Source organism: Arthrobacter sp. E70 (assembly GCF_058266945.1).
Genome location: NZ_JBYQFR010000006.1, coordinates 205,803 through 222,185, shown reverse-complemented (window position 1 = coordinate 222,185; position 16,383 = coordinate 205,803). Strand labels below are relative to the sequence as shown.

6 protein-coding genes are annotated in these 16,383 nt (G+C 66.7%); all 6 read left to right on the top strand.

Translation table 11 applies throughout. The features are described 5' to 3' along the window. The first annotated feature begins 29 nt into the window (after positions 1-29). Positions 30-938: a biotin--[acetyl-CoA-carboxylase] ligase gene (locus AC3IMC_RS09840; RefSeq protein ID WP_490918336.1), complete on the top strand. Its 909-nt coding sequence runs from the start codon at positions 30-32 to the stop codon at positions 936-938. Beyond that, positions 931-1,527: a PH domain-containing protein gene (locus AC3IMC_RS09835; RefSeq protein ID WP_490918335.1), complete on the top strand. Its 597-nt coding sequence runs from the start codon at positions 931-933 to the stop codon at positions 1,525-1,527. The genes AC3IMC_RS09840 and AC3IMC_RS09835 overlap by 8 nt, the downstream gene beginning before the upstream one ends. After that, positions 1,517-2,704 (top strand): adenylate/guanylate cyclase domain-containing protein, encoded by a 1,188-nt coding sequence (locus tag AC3IMC_RS09830; protein ID WP_490918334.1) that lies wholly within the window; start codon positions 1,517-1,519, stop codon positions 2,702-2,704. Before AC3IMC_RS09835 ends, AC3IMC_RS09830 begins: the two co-directional genes overlap by 11 nt. 589 nt (positions 2,705-3,293) lie before the next feature. Next, on the top strand, positions 3,294-9,047 hold the full coding sequence (locus AC3IMC_RS09825) for an Ig-like domain-containing protein (RefSeq protein ID WP_490918333.1): 5,754 nt from the start codon (positions 3,294-3,296) through the stop codon (positions 9,045-9,047). 156 nt (positions 9,048-9,203) lie between these two features. Continuing rightward, entirely contained in the window at positions 9,204-15,314 is a 6,111-nt protein-coding gene (locus AC3IMC_RS09820; protein WP_490918331.1) for an Ig-like domain-containing protein, read from the top strand. Between the two features lie 74 nt (positions 15,315-15,388). Next, positions 15,389-16,360, top strand: a complete 972-nt coding sequence (locus AC3IMC_RS09815; protein WP_490918330.1) for an AAA family ATPase — start codon at positions 15,389-15,391, stop codon at positions 16,358-16,360. Positions 16,361-16,383: the final 23 nt, after the last annotated feature.

The window sequence follows — 16,383 nt, the reverse complement described above, 5'->3', positions numbered from 1 at the left end:
GGCGGGATTTGGCTCGGTAGGATTTAGCTATGGACGACGCACACGCACCGGGCACCCCCCTGGACAGAAGCGACCTGGCCGACGAGCGCTTCCTTTCGGCTGTGGGGATTCCCCGGATCGACGTGGTTGACTCCACCGGCTCCACGAATGCCGATCTCCTCCGCGCCGTCGCGGTCGAGCCCGCGGCCTGGCCGGACCTTTCCGTCCTCACCGCCGAATACCAGACCGCCGCCAGGGGGCGCCTGGACCGGCGCTGGGAAGCGCCGCCGCTGAGTTCGGTGTCCGTCTCCGTGGTCCTTCGCCCCGCCAACGCCGACCGCAGGCCCCTTCCCACCCACAGCTACTCCTGGCTGTCCCTGATCGCGGCCCTGGCGTTGCGCGAGACCCTCCTGGAAACGGCAGGCCTCCCCGCCGAACTCAAGTGGCCCAACGACGTCCTGGTGCGGGGACGCAAGATTGCCGGCATCCTGGCCCAGCTTGGTCCGATGGCGGACGGCAGCGTCCCGCCGGTGATCCTTGGTACCGGGCTGAACGTGACCCTGGGCGAAAAAGACCTGCCGGTCCCCACGGCGACGTCCGTGCTCCTGGAAGGCGCGCGCACCACGGACCGCACCGCCCTCCTGAAGAGCTATCTGTCCCACTTCGCGGTCCTGTACCGAAGCTTCTGCAACGCCGACGGCGACCCCTCCGCGGGCCTGGCAGGGGGCCCCTCACTGCACAAGCGGGTGGAAGCAGCCATGGTCACACTCGGCAAGCAGGTGCGGGCACAGCTTCCCGGCGACCACGAGATCATCGGACATGCCACCAGGCTGGACGACTACGGTTCCCTGCTGGTGGTGGACAAGGACTCCCACGAGCACGTGGTGACAGCGGGGGACGTGGTGCACCTGCGGCCGTGGAGTGCGCCCGAAGAACCCGGCGAAGGCGGTTATGCGTAAAGGCCTCGTCCCGGGCGAACAAGTCATCGTTACCACCCGCCCGCAGCCGAGGAAACTCGCCGGAGCAGCCCTGGCCTTCGTGCTGGCACCGGCACTGGCCGCCTTCGCTTCCGCATGGATCATCCGCGGCGGCGCCCGCGCGGTGCTGGGCCTCGGTGCCCAAGGGACACCCTGGCTGGTGACCGCCTGCATCGCAGCGGCCGCAGCGGTGTGGCTCGGCTACTGCCTGCCCCGGCTGCTCCGCTGGCAGGGCACGCGGTACACGCTGACCAGCCGGCGGATGGTTGCCCGCTACGGGATCCTCAACCGCCGGGAGCAGCAGGTCAATCTCGCGTCGGTGCGCAACCTGAGAGTCCACGAGACGCTGCTGCAACGCCTGGTACGGTCCGGGAATATATCCTTGGAAACCGGGTACCAGGGCGTGGTGGTCTTCCGCGACGTGCCCGAGGTCTCCAGGTTCCGGGACTTTATCCTCGACGCCATCGGGGAACTGCCGGACGAACACGACGCTGGGCCGGATGCAGCGGGGCAATACCCAGCCGGCGCTTTACCGGAAAGTTTGAGAGAAGGTGGACGGGATGAACGATGAGGACCAGCAGGAACGCATGAACAGCATCACCCCTGACGCCCGCCCCCTTGACACGGCCTCCTTTGAATACTCCGCGACGACGCCGGAACCCGCCGCGCCGCCCGGGATGGACAGGCATCCCGCCACGGGCGCCATGTCCGCCGAGCGGCTGGCCATGAAAGCGCTCGAGGCCCGGCTCCTCGGCGGCGAACGCAAGCTTCGCCGTCGTGAAGTCGCTGCCGGTGCCGGCCTCTCACTGCTCTCTGCTCGGAAACTCTGGCGCGCCCTTGGGTTTCCCAACTTCGGGGACGAGGACGTGGCCTTCACCGAACGCGACCAGGCGGCCCTGTCCACCGTGGTGGACCTGGTCCGCGCCGGCAAGCTGACCGAAGAAGCGGCGATTTCCGTCACCCGTGCCATCGGCCAGATGACCGACCGCATGGTGGTCTGGCAGATCGAGGCCCTCGTGGAAGACATGGTCCACGAGCAGGGCGTCACGGACGCGGTAGCCCGCAAGCGCCTGGTCAACGAACTTCCCGCCCTGGTGGACGCACTCGAGGAGGTGCTGGTCTACTCGTGGCGCCGCCAACTTAATGCCGGAGTCCAGCGGCTCGCGGTGCGGGCCGAGGCCGGTCTGCAGGCAAGCGAAGAGGGCCGGGAGGGCGACGAGGATGACGCGCCGCTGCCCCTGGCTCGCGCGGTCGGCTTCGCCGACCTGGTCTCCTACACCAGCCTGTCCCGCCGGATGAATGAGAAGACCCTCGCCCGGCTGGTCCAGCGCTTCGAAAACAAGTGCGCGGAAATCATCTCGGTGGGTGGCGGCCGGTTGGTCAAGACCGTCGGCGACGAAGTCCTCTACATTGCCGAGACCCCCGCGGCCGGCGCCGAGATTTCGCTGGCGCTGGCCGAGGCCTTCACCGAAGACGAGATCCTGCCGGAAGCCCGCGTGGCGATGGTCTGGGGCCGCATCCTGTCCAGGCTCGGCGACATCTACGGCCCTACCGTCAACCTCGCCGCACGCCTGACAAGCCTTGCCGATCCGGGCACCGTCCTGGTGGACTCCATGACGGCGTCGGCCCTGGAACACGACGAACGGTTCATCATGATCCCGCAGCCGCCGGAAAACGTCCGCGGTTTCGGCGAAATCCGGCCGGTCCGCCTGACGCGCGGCCGCGGCAGGGGCCTGGTTCTGGATTAAGGAATCCTGGACCAGGACTTCCAGGCTGGAAACAAGGCTGCTGTGTCAACCGTCACCGCTGCAGTGAATTTATCCACTTGTTGGTGCATTGGCGGTATTGTTGTGGTGCCCGGCTCCTGAGGAAGCCGGCCACCGGCTACGGGCCACATATTTTCGGGGGATTCAAGGAATGACACGTCGCGGGCAAACGCGCGCCCAAGGCCCGGCCACAGGTGTCCCCGCATGGCGCCGCCTGCTGCGTTCCCGCCGCCTTGGTGGGATGGCGTTTGGTGTTGTTTTGGCTGTTGTGGTGACGGGTGCTGTGTTGTATCCGGGGTTTAAGACCACTGAGGTGGAGTTGAACGACGGTGGCGTGTGGGTGGTCAGTAAGTCGAAGAATGCGGTGGGGCGGTTGAATTATCCGTCGCGTGTTTTGGATGGGGCGGTGACGCCGGCGTCGGCGACGTTTGATGTGTTGCAGCATGCCGGTGAGGTGTTTGTTGATGATGAGGCTGGTTCGACGTTGAACCAGGTGTCGCCGGCGAATATGCGCCTGGGTGGGGATAAGCAGTTGCCGGGGGCTGCGGATGTGAGTTTTGGGGCGCGGACGATGTCGGTGACGGATGCTGCGTCGGGGAAGGTGTGGGCTGTTTCGCCGTCGACGGTGAATGGTTTTGATCGGGAGTCTTCGGAGCCGGTGTTGGTGGGTTCGGAGGGCACGGTGTCCGTGGTGGGTTCTGATGACCGGATTTATTCGGCGGATCCGAAGACCGGGACGGTGACGGTGACGGGGGTGGATGCCGACGGTGGGGTTGCGTCGTCGGAGTCGGATACCTGGGCTGAGCTGAAGGGGGCGGGGGATCTGCAGATGACGGTGGTGGGGGACCGGCCGGTGGTGTTGGATGCTGCGGCGGGGAACCTGTTTTTGCCTGGTGGTAAGCGGCTGCGCCTGGAGGATGCGCGGGATGCGAAGTTGCAGCAGGCGGGGCCGGGCAGTGAGTTCGTTGCCGTCGCCACAAGGAAGGCGTTGCTGAAGCAGCCGTTGGATGGCGGGGCTGCGAGGACGGTGTTGTTCGACGGTGAGGGTGTTCCGGCGGCTCCGGTGCAGTTGGGTGGGTGTGTGCATGCGGCGTGGTCGGGTGCGAACAAGTATGTGCGTGATTGCGTCAATGATGGTGATGACAAGAACGTTGAGGTGCCGAAGGCGAGTGCGTCGCCGTCGTATGTTTTCCGGGTGAACCGGGATCTGGTGGTCCTGAATGATGTGAACTCGGGGAATGTGTGGCTGGTGAACCAGAACATGCAGCTGGTCAACAACTGGGACGACGTCATCCCACCCAAGGAAACCTCGGACGACGCCGACAAGGACTCCGCTGACGAAGTCCAGCAGACGGTCCTGCCGGACCGCACCAAACCCAACAGCCCGCCCCTGGCCCAACCCGACAGCTTCGGGGTGCGCGCCGGGAAGACCACTATCCTGCCCGTCCTGGACAACGACTCCGACCCCGACGGCGACATTCTCACCGTCCGGACGCCGGACCCGCTCAAAGCCGGCGTGATTACCCCGGTCTACGGCGGCACTGGCTTCCAGGTCAGCGTCGGGGCGGACAAAACCGGCTCGGAAACCTTCAAGTACACGGTCGACGACGGCCGCGGCCTTTCCGCCTCCGCCGACGTCACGCTCAACATCGTCCCGCCGGGGGAGAACTCCGCCCCGCGGCAAAAACCGAACCGGAACACCACCCTGGTGGTCCAGGCCGGCAAGAGCGTCAGCCAGAACATCCTGCCCGACTGGATCGACCCCGACGGCGACGACCTGTTCGTCGTGGGTGCCGCAGGCAGTGATCCCCGGGACCAGGTCAAAGTCCGGCCCGACGGGCTGCTCAGCTTCCAGGACTTCGGAGCCGAACCCGGCCGCAAAACCGTCACGGTCACCGTCTCGGACGGCCGCTCCACCACCGAAGGCAAAGTCACCGTCGAGGTGCGTCCGCCCGGTGCCCTGCCGCCAATCGCCAACGCGGACCACCTCGTGGCCGTCGCCGGGGTGGACACGGTGATCACCCCGCTGAAGAACGACTCGGACCCGCAGGGCGGTGCCCTGCGGCTCGCCCAGGTCACCCCGGACGGCAACTCGACCGCCACCATGGGCGCCGACCAGCAATCGTTCACGTTCAACTCCACCGCGGTGGGCGCCCACTACGTCACCTACCTCGTCACCAACGGACCCGCCAGTGCCCAGCAACTGGTGCGCGTCGACGTCGTCCCCGGCGGCGGCGACGGCGCCCCGGTGGCGGTCCGCGATACCGCGCTCCTGCCCAGCGGCGGCAGCGTGCTGGTGGACGTCCTCGGCAACGACTCCGACCCCTCCGGCGGTGTCCTGGTGGTGCAGTCAGTGACCGCTGCGGACGGGCTGCCGCTGAGCGTCGCCGTCCTTGACCACTCCGTCGTCCGGATCACCGATGTCCGCGCGCAGGGCCAGCTGACGGTCACCTACACCGTCTCCAACGGCAAGTCCTCCGCCACCGGCGAAATCGCCGTCCTGGTGGTCCCCGCACCCGCCAAGCTGCAGGCGCCACAGGCAAAACCCGACGAAGCCACCGTGCGCGCCGGCGACGTCGTCACCATTCCCGTCCTGGACAACGACACCGATCCCAACGGCGGAAGGCTCGTCCTGGAACCGGAACTGGCGCAGCAACCGGATGCCGCCGACGGCCGTATCTTCACCTCGGGCCAGTCCATCCGGTTCATTGCCGGGGACGCACCCAAGACCGTCTACGCCATCTATAAAGTCACCAATGAATCCGGACAATCGGACTCCCAGCAGGTGTCCATCCGGATCCGTGCCCGCGACGACGAACTCAACACCCGGCCGGAACCGAAGAACCTCACCGCCCGGGTGGTGGCAGGCATGACGGTGCGCATCCCCGTCCCCCTGGACGGCATCGACACCGACGGCGACTCCGTCCGGCTGACCGGGGTGGACAAGCCTCCTGCGATGGGCACTGCCGTGGTCAAGGACGGCTACCTCGAATTCACCGCCGCCGGCAACGCCGCCGGAACGGACACCTTCACCTACCGGGTCCAGGACCGCATCGGCGCCGAAAACACCGGCACCGTGATCGTCGGCATCGCCCCGCAGGAAGCCAACAACCAAAAGCCCATCGCCGTTGACGACGCCGTCGATGTCCGTCCCGGCCGGAAGATCGCCGTTGACGCCCTCACCAACGACTCCGACCCGGACGGCGACCCGATCAGCCTGGTATCCAACGGCTTCGAGGCGCGCCCGGACCTCGCCGTGGAAGCAGCCGACGGCGGCAAGGTGCTGCTCACGGCGCCGGCCCAAGCAGGCAACGAAAGCGTCAGCTACAAGATCCAGGACGACAAGAAATCGCAGGCCGGAGCCGTGATCCGGGTGAAGGCCACCCCCGACGCTGCGCTGAAAATTCCGCTGGCGAAGGATGACGTGGTCACCCCGGCGGAGACCCTCGGCAAGTCCGCCGTTGATGTCCCGGTGCTCAAAAACGACGCCGACCCCGACGGCGTCGCCTCCGAGCTGAAGATCACCCTGCCCGACGGCAACCCCAACGCGCGCGCCACCGGCGACGGCACTGTCCGGGTCACGCTGGCGCCCAAGGACCAGCTGGTGCCCTACACCGTTACCGACATCGACGGTCAAAGCGCGACGGCGGTCATCTGGGTCCCCGGGCAGGGTGAACAGCACCCCACCCTGGCCAGGACCGACGTCGTTGAAGTGATGTCCGGCAAGGAAACCACCCTGGACCTGGCGGACTATGTCCGGGTCCGGGATGGCCGCACGCCCCGCATCACGCAGGTCGACAAGGTCCGGGTCCAGGGCGCCGAGGCAGACAACGTGGTGGCAGGAAACGGCAGCGCCCTGCGCTATGCCGCCCTGAAGGACTACGTGGGCCCCGGGTCGGTCACCTTCGAAGTGACCGACGGGACCGGACCGGACGATCCCGCCGGCCTGAAGTCCACGCTCAGCATCATCACCAAGGTCATCCCGGACCCGAACGCCAACCACCCGCCCACCTTCAGCGGCGCCACCCTGGATGTGCCCAAGGGCGAATCCGCCACCCTGGATTTGGGAAACCTCGCCAAGGACGTGGACTCCGGCGACCAGGACAAACTCAAGTTTGAACTCGACGGCGCAGTGCCCGACGGCTTCACCGCGAGTGTGGACAAGGCCGTGCTGAAGGTTACTCCGGACCCCGCCAAAGCCGCCGGCTGGAAGGGAAGCATCCCGCTCAAAGTCACCGACGGCCGCTCCGAACCCGTCCGGGCCACCGTCGCCGCCACAATGGTGGCCTCCAACCGGCCGCTGCCCGTGGCCAACGAGGACGTGGTGGACAAGGCGAATGCCGGCAAGTCAGAAACAGTCAACGTCCTGGCCAACGATTTCAACCCGTTCCCCGAGGCCGCCCTGCGGATCACCGCCGCAACAGTGGAAACCGGCTCTGCCGCAGGTCAACCGGCCGTATCAGGCGACTCCATCACCGTCACTCCCGCCAGCGGTTTCAAAGGCGTGATGGTGGTGCGGTACACGGTCATGGACAAGACCGACGACGTGTCCCGGCAAACTGACGGCAGGATCCGGATCACCGTCCGCGACCGGCCTGACGCGCCGTCAGCGCCTACGGCAACCGACGTCCGAAGCAGGACAGCGGTCCTCAAATGGACACCGCCGTCGGACAACGGCGCCCCCATCACCAAGTACACCGTCCGCTCCGCCAACGGCTTCAGCCAGGACTGCGCCACCACCACCTGCACGCTGAGCGGGCTGACCAACGACGTCAAATACGTCTTCACGGTCACCGCCACCAACGAAGTCCGCGAATCCGACCCCTCGCCGGCATCCAACGAAATCCGCCCGGACGAGAAGCCCTCGCCGCCGGACGCCCCAACGGTCAAGGCGGCGGACAAGACCATGGACATCGCGTGGTCCGCCGCCAGGACGGAAGGCTCGGCGGTGAAGAACTACAACCTGGAGATCTCCCCGCCGCCGGCCAACGGGGTGGCGGTCAAGAACGGCGTGGCCGGCCTCAACTACACCTGGACCGGGCTCACCAACGGGGTGCGGTACAAAGTCCGCGCCCAGGCCGTCAATGAACTCGGCCCGTCCGACTGGGGCCAGTACTCCGCCGAGGACAATCCGGCCGGTGTCCCCGCAGCACCGGGAGCGCCGACGACGTCCGTGGCGTCCGCCGTGGGAACCTCCAACCAGATCAGGGTGGATTGGAAAGAACCCAACACCAACGGTGACCCGATCCGGAACTACTACGTCACCATGAGCGGAGGCGGCGGTGCAGACCAGACCCAGGCGGTGGCCGGTACGGTCCGCACTGCCAACTTCACCGCCAACAACTCGGAAGCGTCCTACACCTTTACCGTGCAGGCAGAGAACAAGGCCGGCAGGGGCGCCGTGAGTGCTCCCTCGGCACCGCGCCGGGCCACGGGCAAGCTTGGCCAGGTCTCCGGCGTCACCGCGACCGAAGCCAACACCGGCGGAGCCGGCCGCTCCGTCACCATCGACTTCCGCGAGCTCACCTCCGCCGAACGAAACGGCTCAACGTACGCCGAAGTCAGCTACACCTACCGTGCCAGCACCGGCCAGTCCGGTCCCATCAGGCCGGGACAGACCGTCGGCGGGTTCACCAACGGCGATGCCACTGCGATCACCGTGATCGCCAATTCGTCCGTTGCACCAAGCTCGGACGCCAGCACCGCGGACACTGCGAACCCCTACGGTTCACCCGGCACGCCCTCCGCGTCCGGTGCCGACGGTGCCGAAAACCAGAAGAGCCTGACCCTGAGCTGGGCATCGCCGCCTGCCGGCAGCTACGACATCGCCTACACCCAGATCAGGATCGACGGCGGCGGCTGGGAACGCGTGGCGGCCTCCGGCAGCCGGACGATCAACACCGCAGGGTTCAACGAACGGCACTCCATCGACGTCCAGACCGTCAACTCGCGCGGCACCGGTGGCCCCGTCGCCTCAGCGTCGGCACAATCAGGAGCGGCCAAGACGCGCTGGACCACCCGGCTCAGCAGCGGCATGGACCGCAGCTGCACCGACCTGCCCGGGGCCACGTCCTATGACCCCGTCGCACACACGTGCGACGGCCAGAGCGGCTACGACCGGCCCTGGATGTCCCAGTACGACACCTTCGACGTGATGTGCTGGAAGCCCCATGGCACCACCTACAGCGGCGACGGGCAGTGGTACTACATCATGCGCGGTTCACCGAACGCGACGCGGTGGATCCAGTCACTGCACACCACCATCGGTTCGCCCGCGCAGAGCGGGGTGCCGCTGTGCACCTTCCCGACGGGAGCGACGCCATAGGCGCCGGCGGCCGGTGGGCGGACCGGCATGGGATAGAGCTCCCCATCGCGGGGGCTTGTGGGGCTTCGGTACGCTTGCCCGGGGGAAAGAAAGCCTACTGCCTGTCCTGCGAACAGGCCGCCATCTGGCTACACAATCTGAGGGAAAAGTAACGCTGTGACAACTCTGCTGGGGAAGCTTGGGCTGAAAAAGCGACATAGGAAAGCCGTCGGTGGGATGGCGTTTGGTGTTGTTTTGGCTGTTGTGGTGACGGGTGCTGTGTTGTATCCGGGGTTTAAGACCACTGAGGTGGAGTTGAACGACGGTGGCGTGTGGGTGGTCAGTAAGTCGAAGAATGCGGTGGGGCGGTTGAATTATCCGTCGCGTGTTTTGGATGGGGCGGTGACGCCGGCGTCGGCGACGTTTGATGTGTTGCAGCATGCCGGTGAGGTGTTTGTTGATGATGAGGCTGGTTCGACGTTGAACCAGGTGTCGCCGGCGAATATGCGCCTGGGTGGGGATAAGCAGTTGCCGGGGGCTGCGGATGTGAGTTTTGGGGCGCGGACGATGTCGGTGACGGATGCTGCGTCGGGGAAGGTGTGGGCTGTTTCGCCGTCGACGGTGAATGGTTTTGATCGGGAGTCTTCGGAGCCGGTGTTGGTGGGTTCGGAGGGCACGGTGTCCGTGGTGGGTTCTGATGACCGGATTTATTCGGCGGATCCGAAGACCGGGACGGTGACGGTGACGGGGGTGGATGCCGACGGTGGGGTTGCGTCGTCGGAGTCGGATACCTGGGCTGAGCTGAAGGGGGCGGGGGATCTGCAGATGACGGTGGTGGGGGACCGGCCGGTGGTGTTGGATGCTGCGGCGGGGAACCTGTTTTTGCCTGGTGGTAAGCGGCTGCGCCTGGAGGATGCGCGGGATGCGAAGTTGCAGCAGGCGGGGCCGGGCAGTGAGTTCGTTGCCGTCGCCACAAGGAAGGCGTTGCTGAAGCAGCCGTTGGATGGCGGGGCTGCGAGGACGGTGTTGTTCGACGGTGAGGGTGTTCCGGCGGCTCCGGTGCAGTTGGGTGGGTGTGTGCATGCGGCGTGGTCGGGTGCGAACAAGTATGTGCGTGATTGCGTCAATGATGGTGATGACAAGAACGTTGAGGTGCCGAAGGCGAGTGCGTCGCCGTCGTATGTTTTTCGGGTGAACCGGGATCTGGTGGTCCTGAATGATGTGAACTCGGGGAATGTGTGGCTGGTGAACCAGAACATGCAGCTGGTCAACAACTGGGACGACGTCATCCCACCCAAGAACGAATCCGATGACCAGGACCAGGAATCGGCGGACAACAACACCATCAACGTCCTGCCGGACCGCACCAAACCCAACCGGCCGCCGGAAACCAAGCCCGACGCCGTCGGTGTGCGCCCAGGCCGCACCACCATCCTCAGCGTTTTGGACAACGATTCAGACCCCGACGGCGACGTCCTGACCGCAGCCGTGGGCGACTCCGGGCCCAAGTCCGGGACGCTGGAAAACATCTACGGCGGGACAGCCTTCCAGATCACCGTTCCGGCTGACGCCAAGCCCGGTACCGAAACCTTCAATTACAGCGCCTCCGACGGCCGCGGGTTGTCCGCCACGGGACAGGTCACCCTCAGCGTGGTGGGCCCGGACGAGAACAAGCCGCCGAAATTCAAGCGTGGCGAAGACACCACCATGCTGGTGGAACAGGGCAAGACCGTCAGCCAGAACATCCTGACGGACTGGATCGACCCCGACGGCGACGACCTCGTCCTGCTGGACGCGAAGGCCGACAACGACCAGGACCAGGTGAAGGTGCGGCGCGACGGCCTGCTCACCTTCCAGGACTCCGGCGCCACCGCCGGCAAAAAGAACGTCCAGGTCACCATCTGGGACGGCCGCGCCACGGTCACCGGCAAGGTTGTGGTCAATGTCCAGCCGCCCGGAGCCCTGGCGCCCGTGGTCAACGCCGACCACGTCACTGCCGTGGTGGGCCAGGACCTGGTCATCTCGCCGCTGAAGAATGACGTCGACCCCAACGGAGGCGCCCTCCGCCTGGCCCAGGTGGAAGCCAACGGCCCGGCCGAGCTTGGCCCCGTCACCGACGGCGGAACGTTGACGTTCCGCAGCAGCACCCCCGGACCTGTCTACCTGACGTACATTGCCAGCAACGGTCCCCAGAGCAGCCAGGGGCTCATCCGGGTCGACGTCGAATCCGGCAACGACGGCGGCGACCCCGTTGCCGTCCATGACGTGGCCCTGATGCCCACGGGCGGAAGCGTGCTGCTGGACCCCCTGGCCAACGACTCCGACCCCTCCGGCGGCGTCCTGGTGCTGCAGTCCGTGAAACTGCCGGAGAACGCCACGGTGTCGGTTAGCGTCATCAATCACAGCGTCCTGCGGATCACGGACATCCTGGGCACCAAGGACCCGGTCCTGTTCGAATACACCATGTCCAACGGCAGGAAATCCGCCACCGGAAGCGTTTCCGTCGTGCCTGTCCCGGCCCCGGCCGTCGTCGAAGCGCCGCAGCCCAAGCCGGACGAAGTCAACGTCCGCGTCAACGACGTGGTCACCATCCCGGTCCTGGACAACGACACCCATCCGCAGGGCCAGGAACTGACCGTTGACCCCGTGCTGCCGCAGGCCGTAGACCCGGCGGACGGCAAGAGCTTCGTCTCCGAGAACACGCTGCGCTTCATTGCGGGCAGCCAGCCCAAGACCGTGCGCGCCATCTACAACGCCGTGGACCCGCAGGGCCAGAAGAGCGCGGCCGCGGTGACCATCCACATCCTGCCGCTGGAAGGCGCCGAGAACTCCCGGCCCCAGCCGCGCAACCTCACCGCAAGGGTGGTGGCGGGCGGCACCGTCCGGATCCCGGTACCGCTGGACGGGATCGACCCCGACGGCGACTCCGTTCAGCTGACCGGCATCGACAGCACCCCGGCCATGGGAACCGCGACGGTAGGCAGCAACTTCATCGACTTCACCGCTGCCGGGGACGGCGCCGGAACCGACACCTTCCGCTACAAGGTGGTTGACCGCCAGGGCGCCGTGAACACCGGCACCGTGACCGTCGGTGTCGCGCCGCGCGGTGACATGAACCAGAAGCCCACCCCGGTGGATGACGAGGTCCGGGTCCGCCCGGGCCGGCAGATCGCAGTGGACGCGACGGCGAACGACACCGATCCCGACGGTGACCGCATCCGCATCCTCACCGACGGCATTGAAGCCGATCCGGCGCTGCAGGCGACGGTCAGCAAGAACAGCGGCCGCATCATCCTGCTGGCCCCGAACGAGGCCGGAACGGTCAACGTCCGCTACACAGTTGCCGATGACCGGGACGCCTCGGCCCAGGCCACCATCCGCTTGGTGGTTGACAATGAGGTGCCGCTGAAGGCCCCGATCGCCCGGGACGACAGGGTGACCTCCGCCCAGACTATGGGCAAGACCGCCGTCGATGTTCCCGTCCTCAAAAACGACGAAGACCCGGACGGCGTGGGGGAGAACCTCAAGATCAGCACCGACGCCGCTACGGCCCGGCCCGGGGGCAGCGGGAATATGCTGGTGGACCTCACCGAGCAACCCCAGCTCATCCCCTACACCGTGGAAGACGTGGACGGACTCAGGTCCACGGCGGTCATCTGGGTGCCCGGCCTTGGCCAGCAGGTGCCCACCCTGGCCAAGGACGAGGTCCTTGAGGTGGTCGCCGGACAAACCGTCAACGTCGACCTGAAGGAGTGGGTCAAGGTCCGGGATGGGCGGTCGCCCCGCCTGACCCAGGCTGACCGGATCAAGCTCATCGGGGCCGACGGCGGCAACCCCGTGACGGGGGACGGCACCGGCCTGAAATACACTGCCGGCGCCGACTACGTCGGGCCAGGCTCGCTGACCTTCGAAGTGACCGACGGAACCGGGCCGGATGATCCCGCCGGCCTGAAGTCCACCTTGAGCATCCGCACCAAGGTCCTGTCGGATCCCAATAAGAACAACCCGCCGGAACTGCTCGGCGCCAACGTGGACGTCCCCAAGGGCGACTCCGCCGGCACCGACCTCGGCAAGCTGACCTCCGATCCGGACCAGGACGACGTCGGGAAGATGAAGTATGAGCTGGTGGGCGCCCCACCCGGCGGCTTCAACGCCCGCATTGAAGGAAAGACGCTGAAGGTGTCGGCCTCCGATTCCGCCGCCACTGGAACCCGCGCCGCCGTACAGGTCAAGGCGACGGACCCCAGGGGACTCGAAGCCACGGCCACCTACCAGCTCACGGTCACCGCCTCCAACCGGCCCAAACCGGTGGCGAACGACGACGTCGAAGCCAACGCCGCGGCCGGCAAACCGGTCACCATCAATGTCCTGGCAAACGACGCCAACCCCTTCCCGGAGACGCCGCTGAAGATCATCGCCGCCAACACCGAATCCGGCAGCGGCAACGTGGGCGTGGAAGGTGATTCGGTGACGGTCACTCCGGCTCCCGGCTTCACCGGGACCCTGGTGGTGGCGTACACCGTGGAGGACAAGACCGGGGATGCGTCACGGCACGCCACTGCGCGGGTCCGGCTCACCGTCAAGGACAAACCGGCGGCACCCACCACGCCCCAGGCGCAAAGCGTGGGCGACCAGACCGCGTTGCTCATCTGGTCCGCGCCCTCGGACCGGGGCTCCGCCATCACCAAGTACACCGTGTACGGCGAAGGCGGCTTCCGCCAGGACTGCCCGGCCAACACCTGCACCCTGAACGGACTGACCAACAACACCACCTACCATTTCCAGGTCACGGCCACCAACGAGTTCGGTGAGTCCGACAGGTCCCCGGCCTCTGCTGATGTGCGGCCTGACGTGAAGCCGGATACGCCGTTGGCCCCGTCGCTGAAGTTCGGTGACAAGCAGCTGACAGTCAACTGGACCGCTCCCGCCAGCAAGGGCTCCCCGGTCAAGTCCTACGACCTGGAAATCTCGCCCGCACCTGCGGGCCAGAACGCCCAGATCCAGGGCCTGACCTCGGTCAGCTACGTGTGGAAGGGTCTGCAGAACGGCGTGTCCTACAAGGTCCGGGTCCTGGCCCGCAACGACGCCAAGGACCCGTCCGAGTGGAGCACCTACTCTGCGGCCGAGGTACCGGCAGGTGTTCCGGCCACGCCTTCGGCGCCTACGGCGTCGCAGGCGGCGTCCGTGGGCTCGCAAAGCCAGCTGAAAGTCTCTTGGTCCGCGCCCAATAACAACGGAGACGCAATCTCCGGCTATACCCTGGCAACCCTCCGCGGCGGTGCCGTGGTGGCAAGCCAGCAAGTTGCCGGAACCTCGCAGAACGTCACGGTGGACAACTCGGAGACCAACTACACCTTCACGGTTTCGGCTACCAACAAGGCCGGTACCAGCGCCACCAGTGCACAGTCGGCGGCGATCCGTGCCGTGGGCAAACCGGGCATGGTGAGCAGCGGAAGCGTGGCGCCCACCGGTACAAGCGGGCAGCTCAAGGTGACGTTCACGCCCCTCACGGAGGCCCAGCGCAACGGCTCCACCGCCGGTGAAATCGTCTACTCCTATAACGCCGACGGCAGGAGCGGTCCCATCGCGGCCGGCGGCGGCACTATCGGCGGCATGACCAACGGCCGGGACATCACCGTGACCATCATCGCCACGTCCACCAAAAACAATGTTTCCGGCGACGCCAGCGCCATCGGCAGCGGGAACCCGTACGGGCCGGCGAACGCACCGAACGTCAATGGCACTACCTCGGCAAAGGGCGACGGCCAGGTGCACTGGACCTGGAACGACCCCAACACCAACGGCCGGCCGCTCAAGTACTACGAGGTCAGCATGGACGGCGGGGGCTGGCAGAACGTCGGGACTGCAAACAGGTTCGATGCCGGTGCCGGTGGCTGGGACCAGAGCCACAGGCTGCGCGTACGTGCCGTGACCGTGGTGGACGGTGCCATCGGCGGACCCGCCACGTCCACGTCCGGCGCCGACCCGACCCCGCCTCCGCCCACGTCCTGGAACGTCACCGCCAGCCCGGTCCGCAGCTGCACCGAGCCCCGCAAGGGCACGGACAGCTATGTTGCCGGGAACCCGTCCCAGTGCACCGGCGAGGGAATCTGGCTCGACGCCGGCGCCTACTCCCGGGCCGACCGCTACCAGGTCTGGTACAAGACCTCGAACAACCCCAGCGGCATCTGGTACCACCTCAGCGAGGGGATGGCAGCGGGCAACTGGCTCCGCTGCGATACCTCCAATGTCGGGTGCAACCCGCCCGCCGGGATGCCCAACCGCTAACCGACCAACCGCAACGCAGCCGCGGGGCCCGCCGGGCCCCGCGGATAACCTGACCACAGCAAAAGGAACCAACCATGACCATGACCACCGAGCAGGCCGCGTGGTTTGCCGACACGTTCGAAAAGCTCGTTGCCAACGTCGGCCAGGCAGTGCTGGGCAAGGAACACGTCATCCGGCTGACCTTCACCGCCATGCTGGCCGAGGGGCACGTTTTGTTCGAGGATGCACCCGGCACGGGCAAGACCTCCCTGGCCCGGGCCCTGGCCGCCACCGTGCAGGGCTCCAACAACCGCATCCAGTTCACCCCTGACCTGCTGCCTTCCGACGTGACCGGCGTGACCATCTACGACCAGAAGACGCAGAAATTCGAGTTCCACAAGGGCCCGATCTTCAACAACATCGTCCTGGCCGACGAAATCAACCGCGCCTCGCCCAAGACGCAGTCGGCGCTGCTGGAGGTCATGGAGGAATCCCGGGTCACCGTGGACGGCGTCACCTACTCGGCGGGCCGCCCCTTCATGGTCATGGCCACCCAGAACCCGATCGAGCAGGCCGGCACCTACCGCCTTCCCGAGGCCCAGCTGGACCGCTTCCTGATCAAGACCTCCATCGGCTACCCGGACCACGCCTCCACCGTCCGGCTCCTGGGCGGGTCGAACCTCAAGGACCGGTCCAAGGAACTGAATGCCGTCATCACCACGCAGGCGGTGGCAGACATGGCTGACCTCGCGGCCACCGCCCACGTGGACACCGCGGTGCTGGAGTACATCTCCCGGCTGTGCGAGGAGACCCGGAACGCGCCGGAGACCCGGCTCGGTGTTTCCGTCCGCGGCGCCCTGGCCATGGTCCGGGCCGCCAAGGTCTGGGCAGCATCGCAGGGACGGAACTTCGTCCTGCCGGACGACATCAAGGAACTGGCGGCAGTGGTGTGGACCCACCGGTTCGTCATGGACCCGGAGGCCGAATTCTCGGGCGCCACCGCCGAAGCGGTGCTGGCCAGGATCCTGGCCGACGTCGCCGCCCCGCAGCAGCGCACCAACGCCTGACCCGCCGGGCACGCGGCCCCAGC

Coding starts and splice junctions, on each gene's coding strand:
- AC3IMC_RS09840 (WP_490918336.1), top strand. CDS start 30: ATGGACGACGCACACGCACCGGGCACCCCCCTGGACAGAAGCGACCTG.
- AC3IMC_RS09835 (WP_490918335.1), top strand. CDS start 931: ATGCGTAAAGGCCTCGTCCCGGGCGAACAAGTCATCGTTACCACCCGC.
- AC3IMC_RS09830 (WP_490918334.1), top strand. CDS start 1,517: ATGAACGATGAGGACCAGCAGGAACGCATGAACAGCATCACCCCTGAC.
- AC3IMC_RS09815 (WP_490918330.1), top strand. CDS start 15,389: ATGACCATGACCACCGAGCAGGCCGCGTGGTTTGCCGACACGTTCGAA.
- AC3IMC_RS09825 (WP_490918333.1), top strand. CDS start 3,294: ATGTCGGTGACGGATGCTGCGTCGGGGAAGGTGTGGGCTGTTTCGCCG.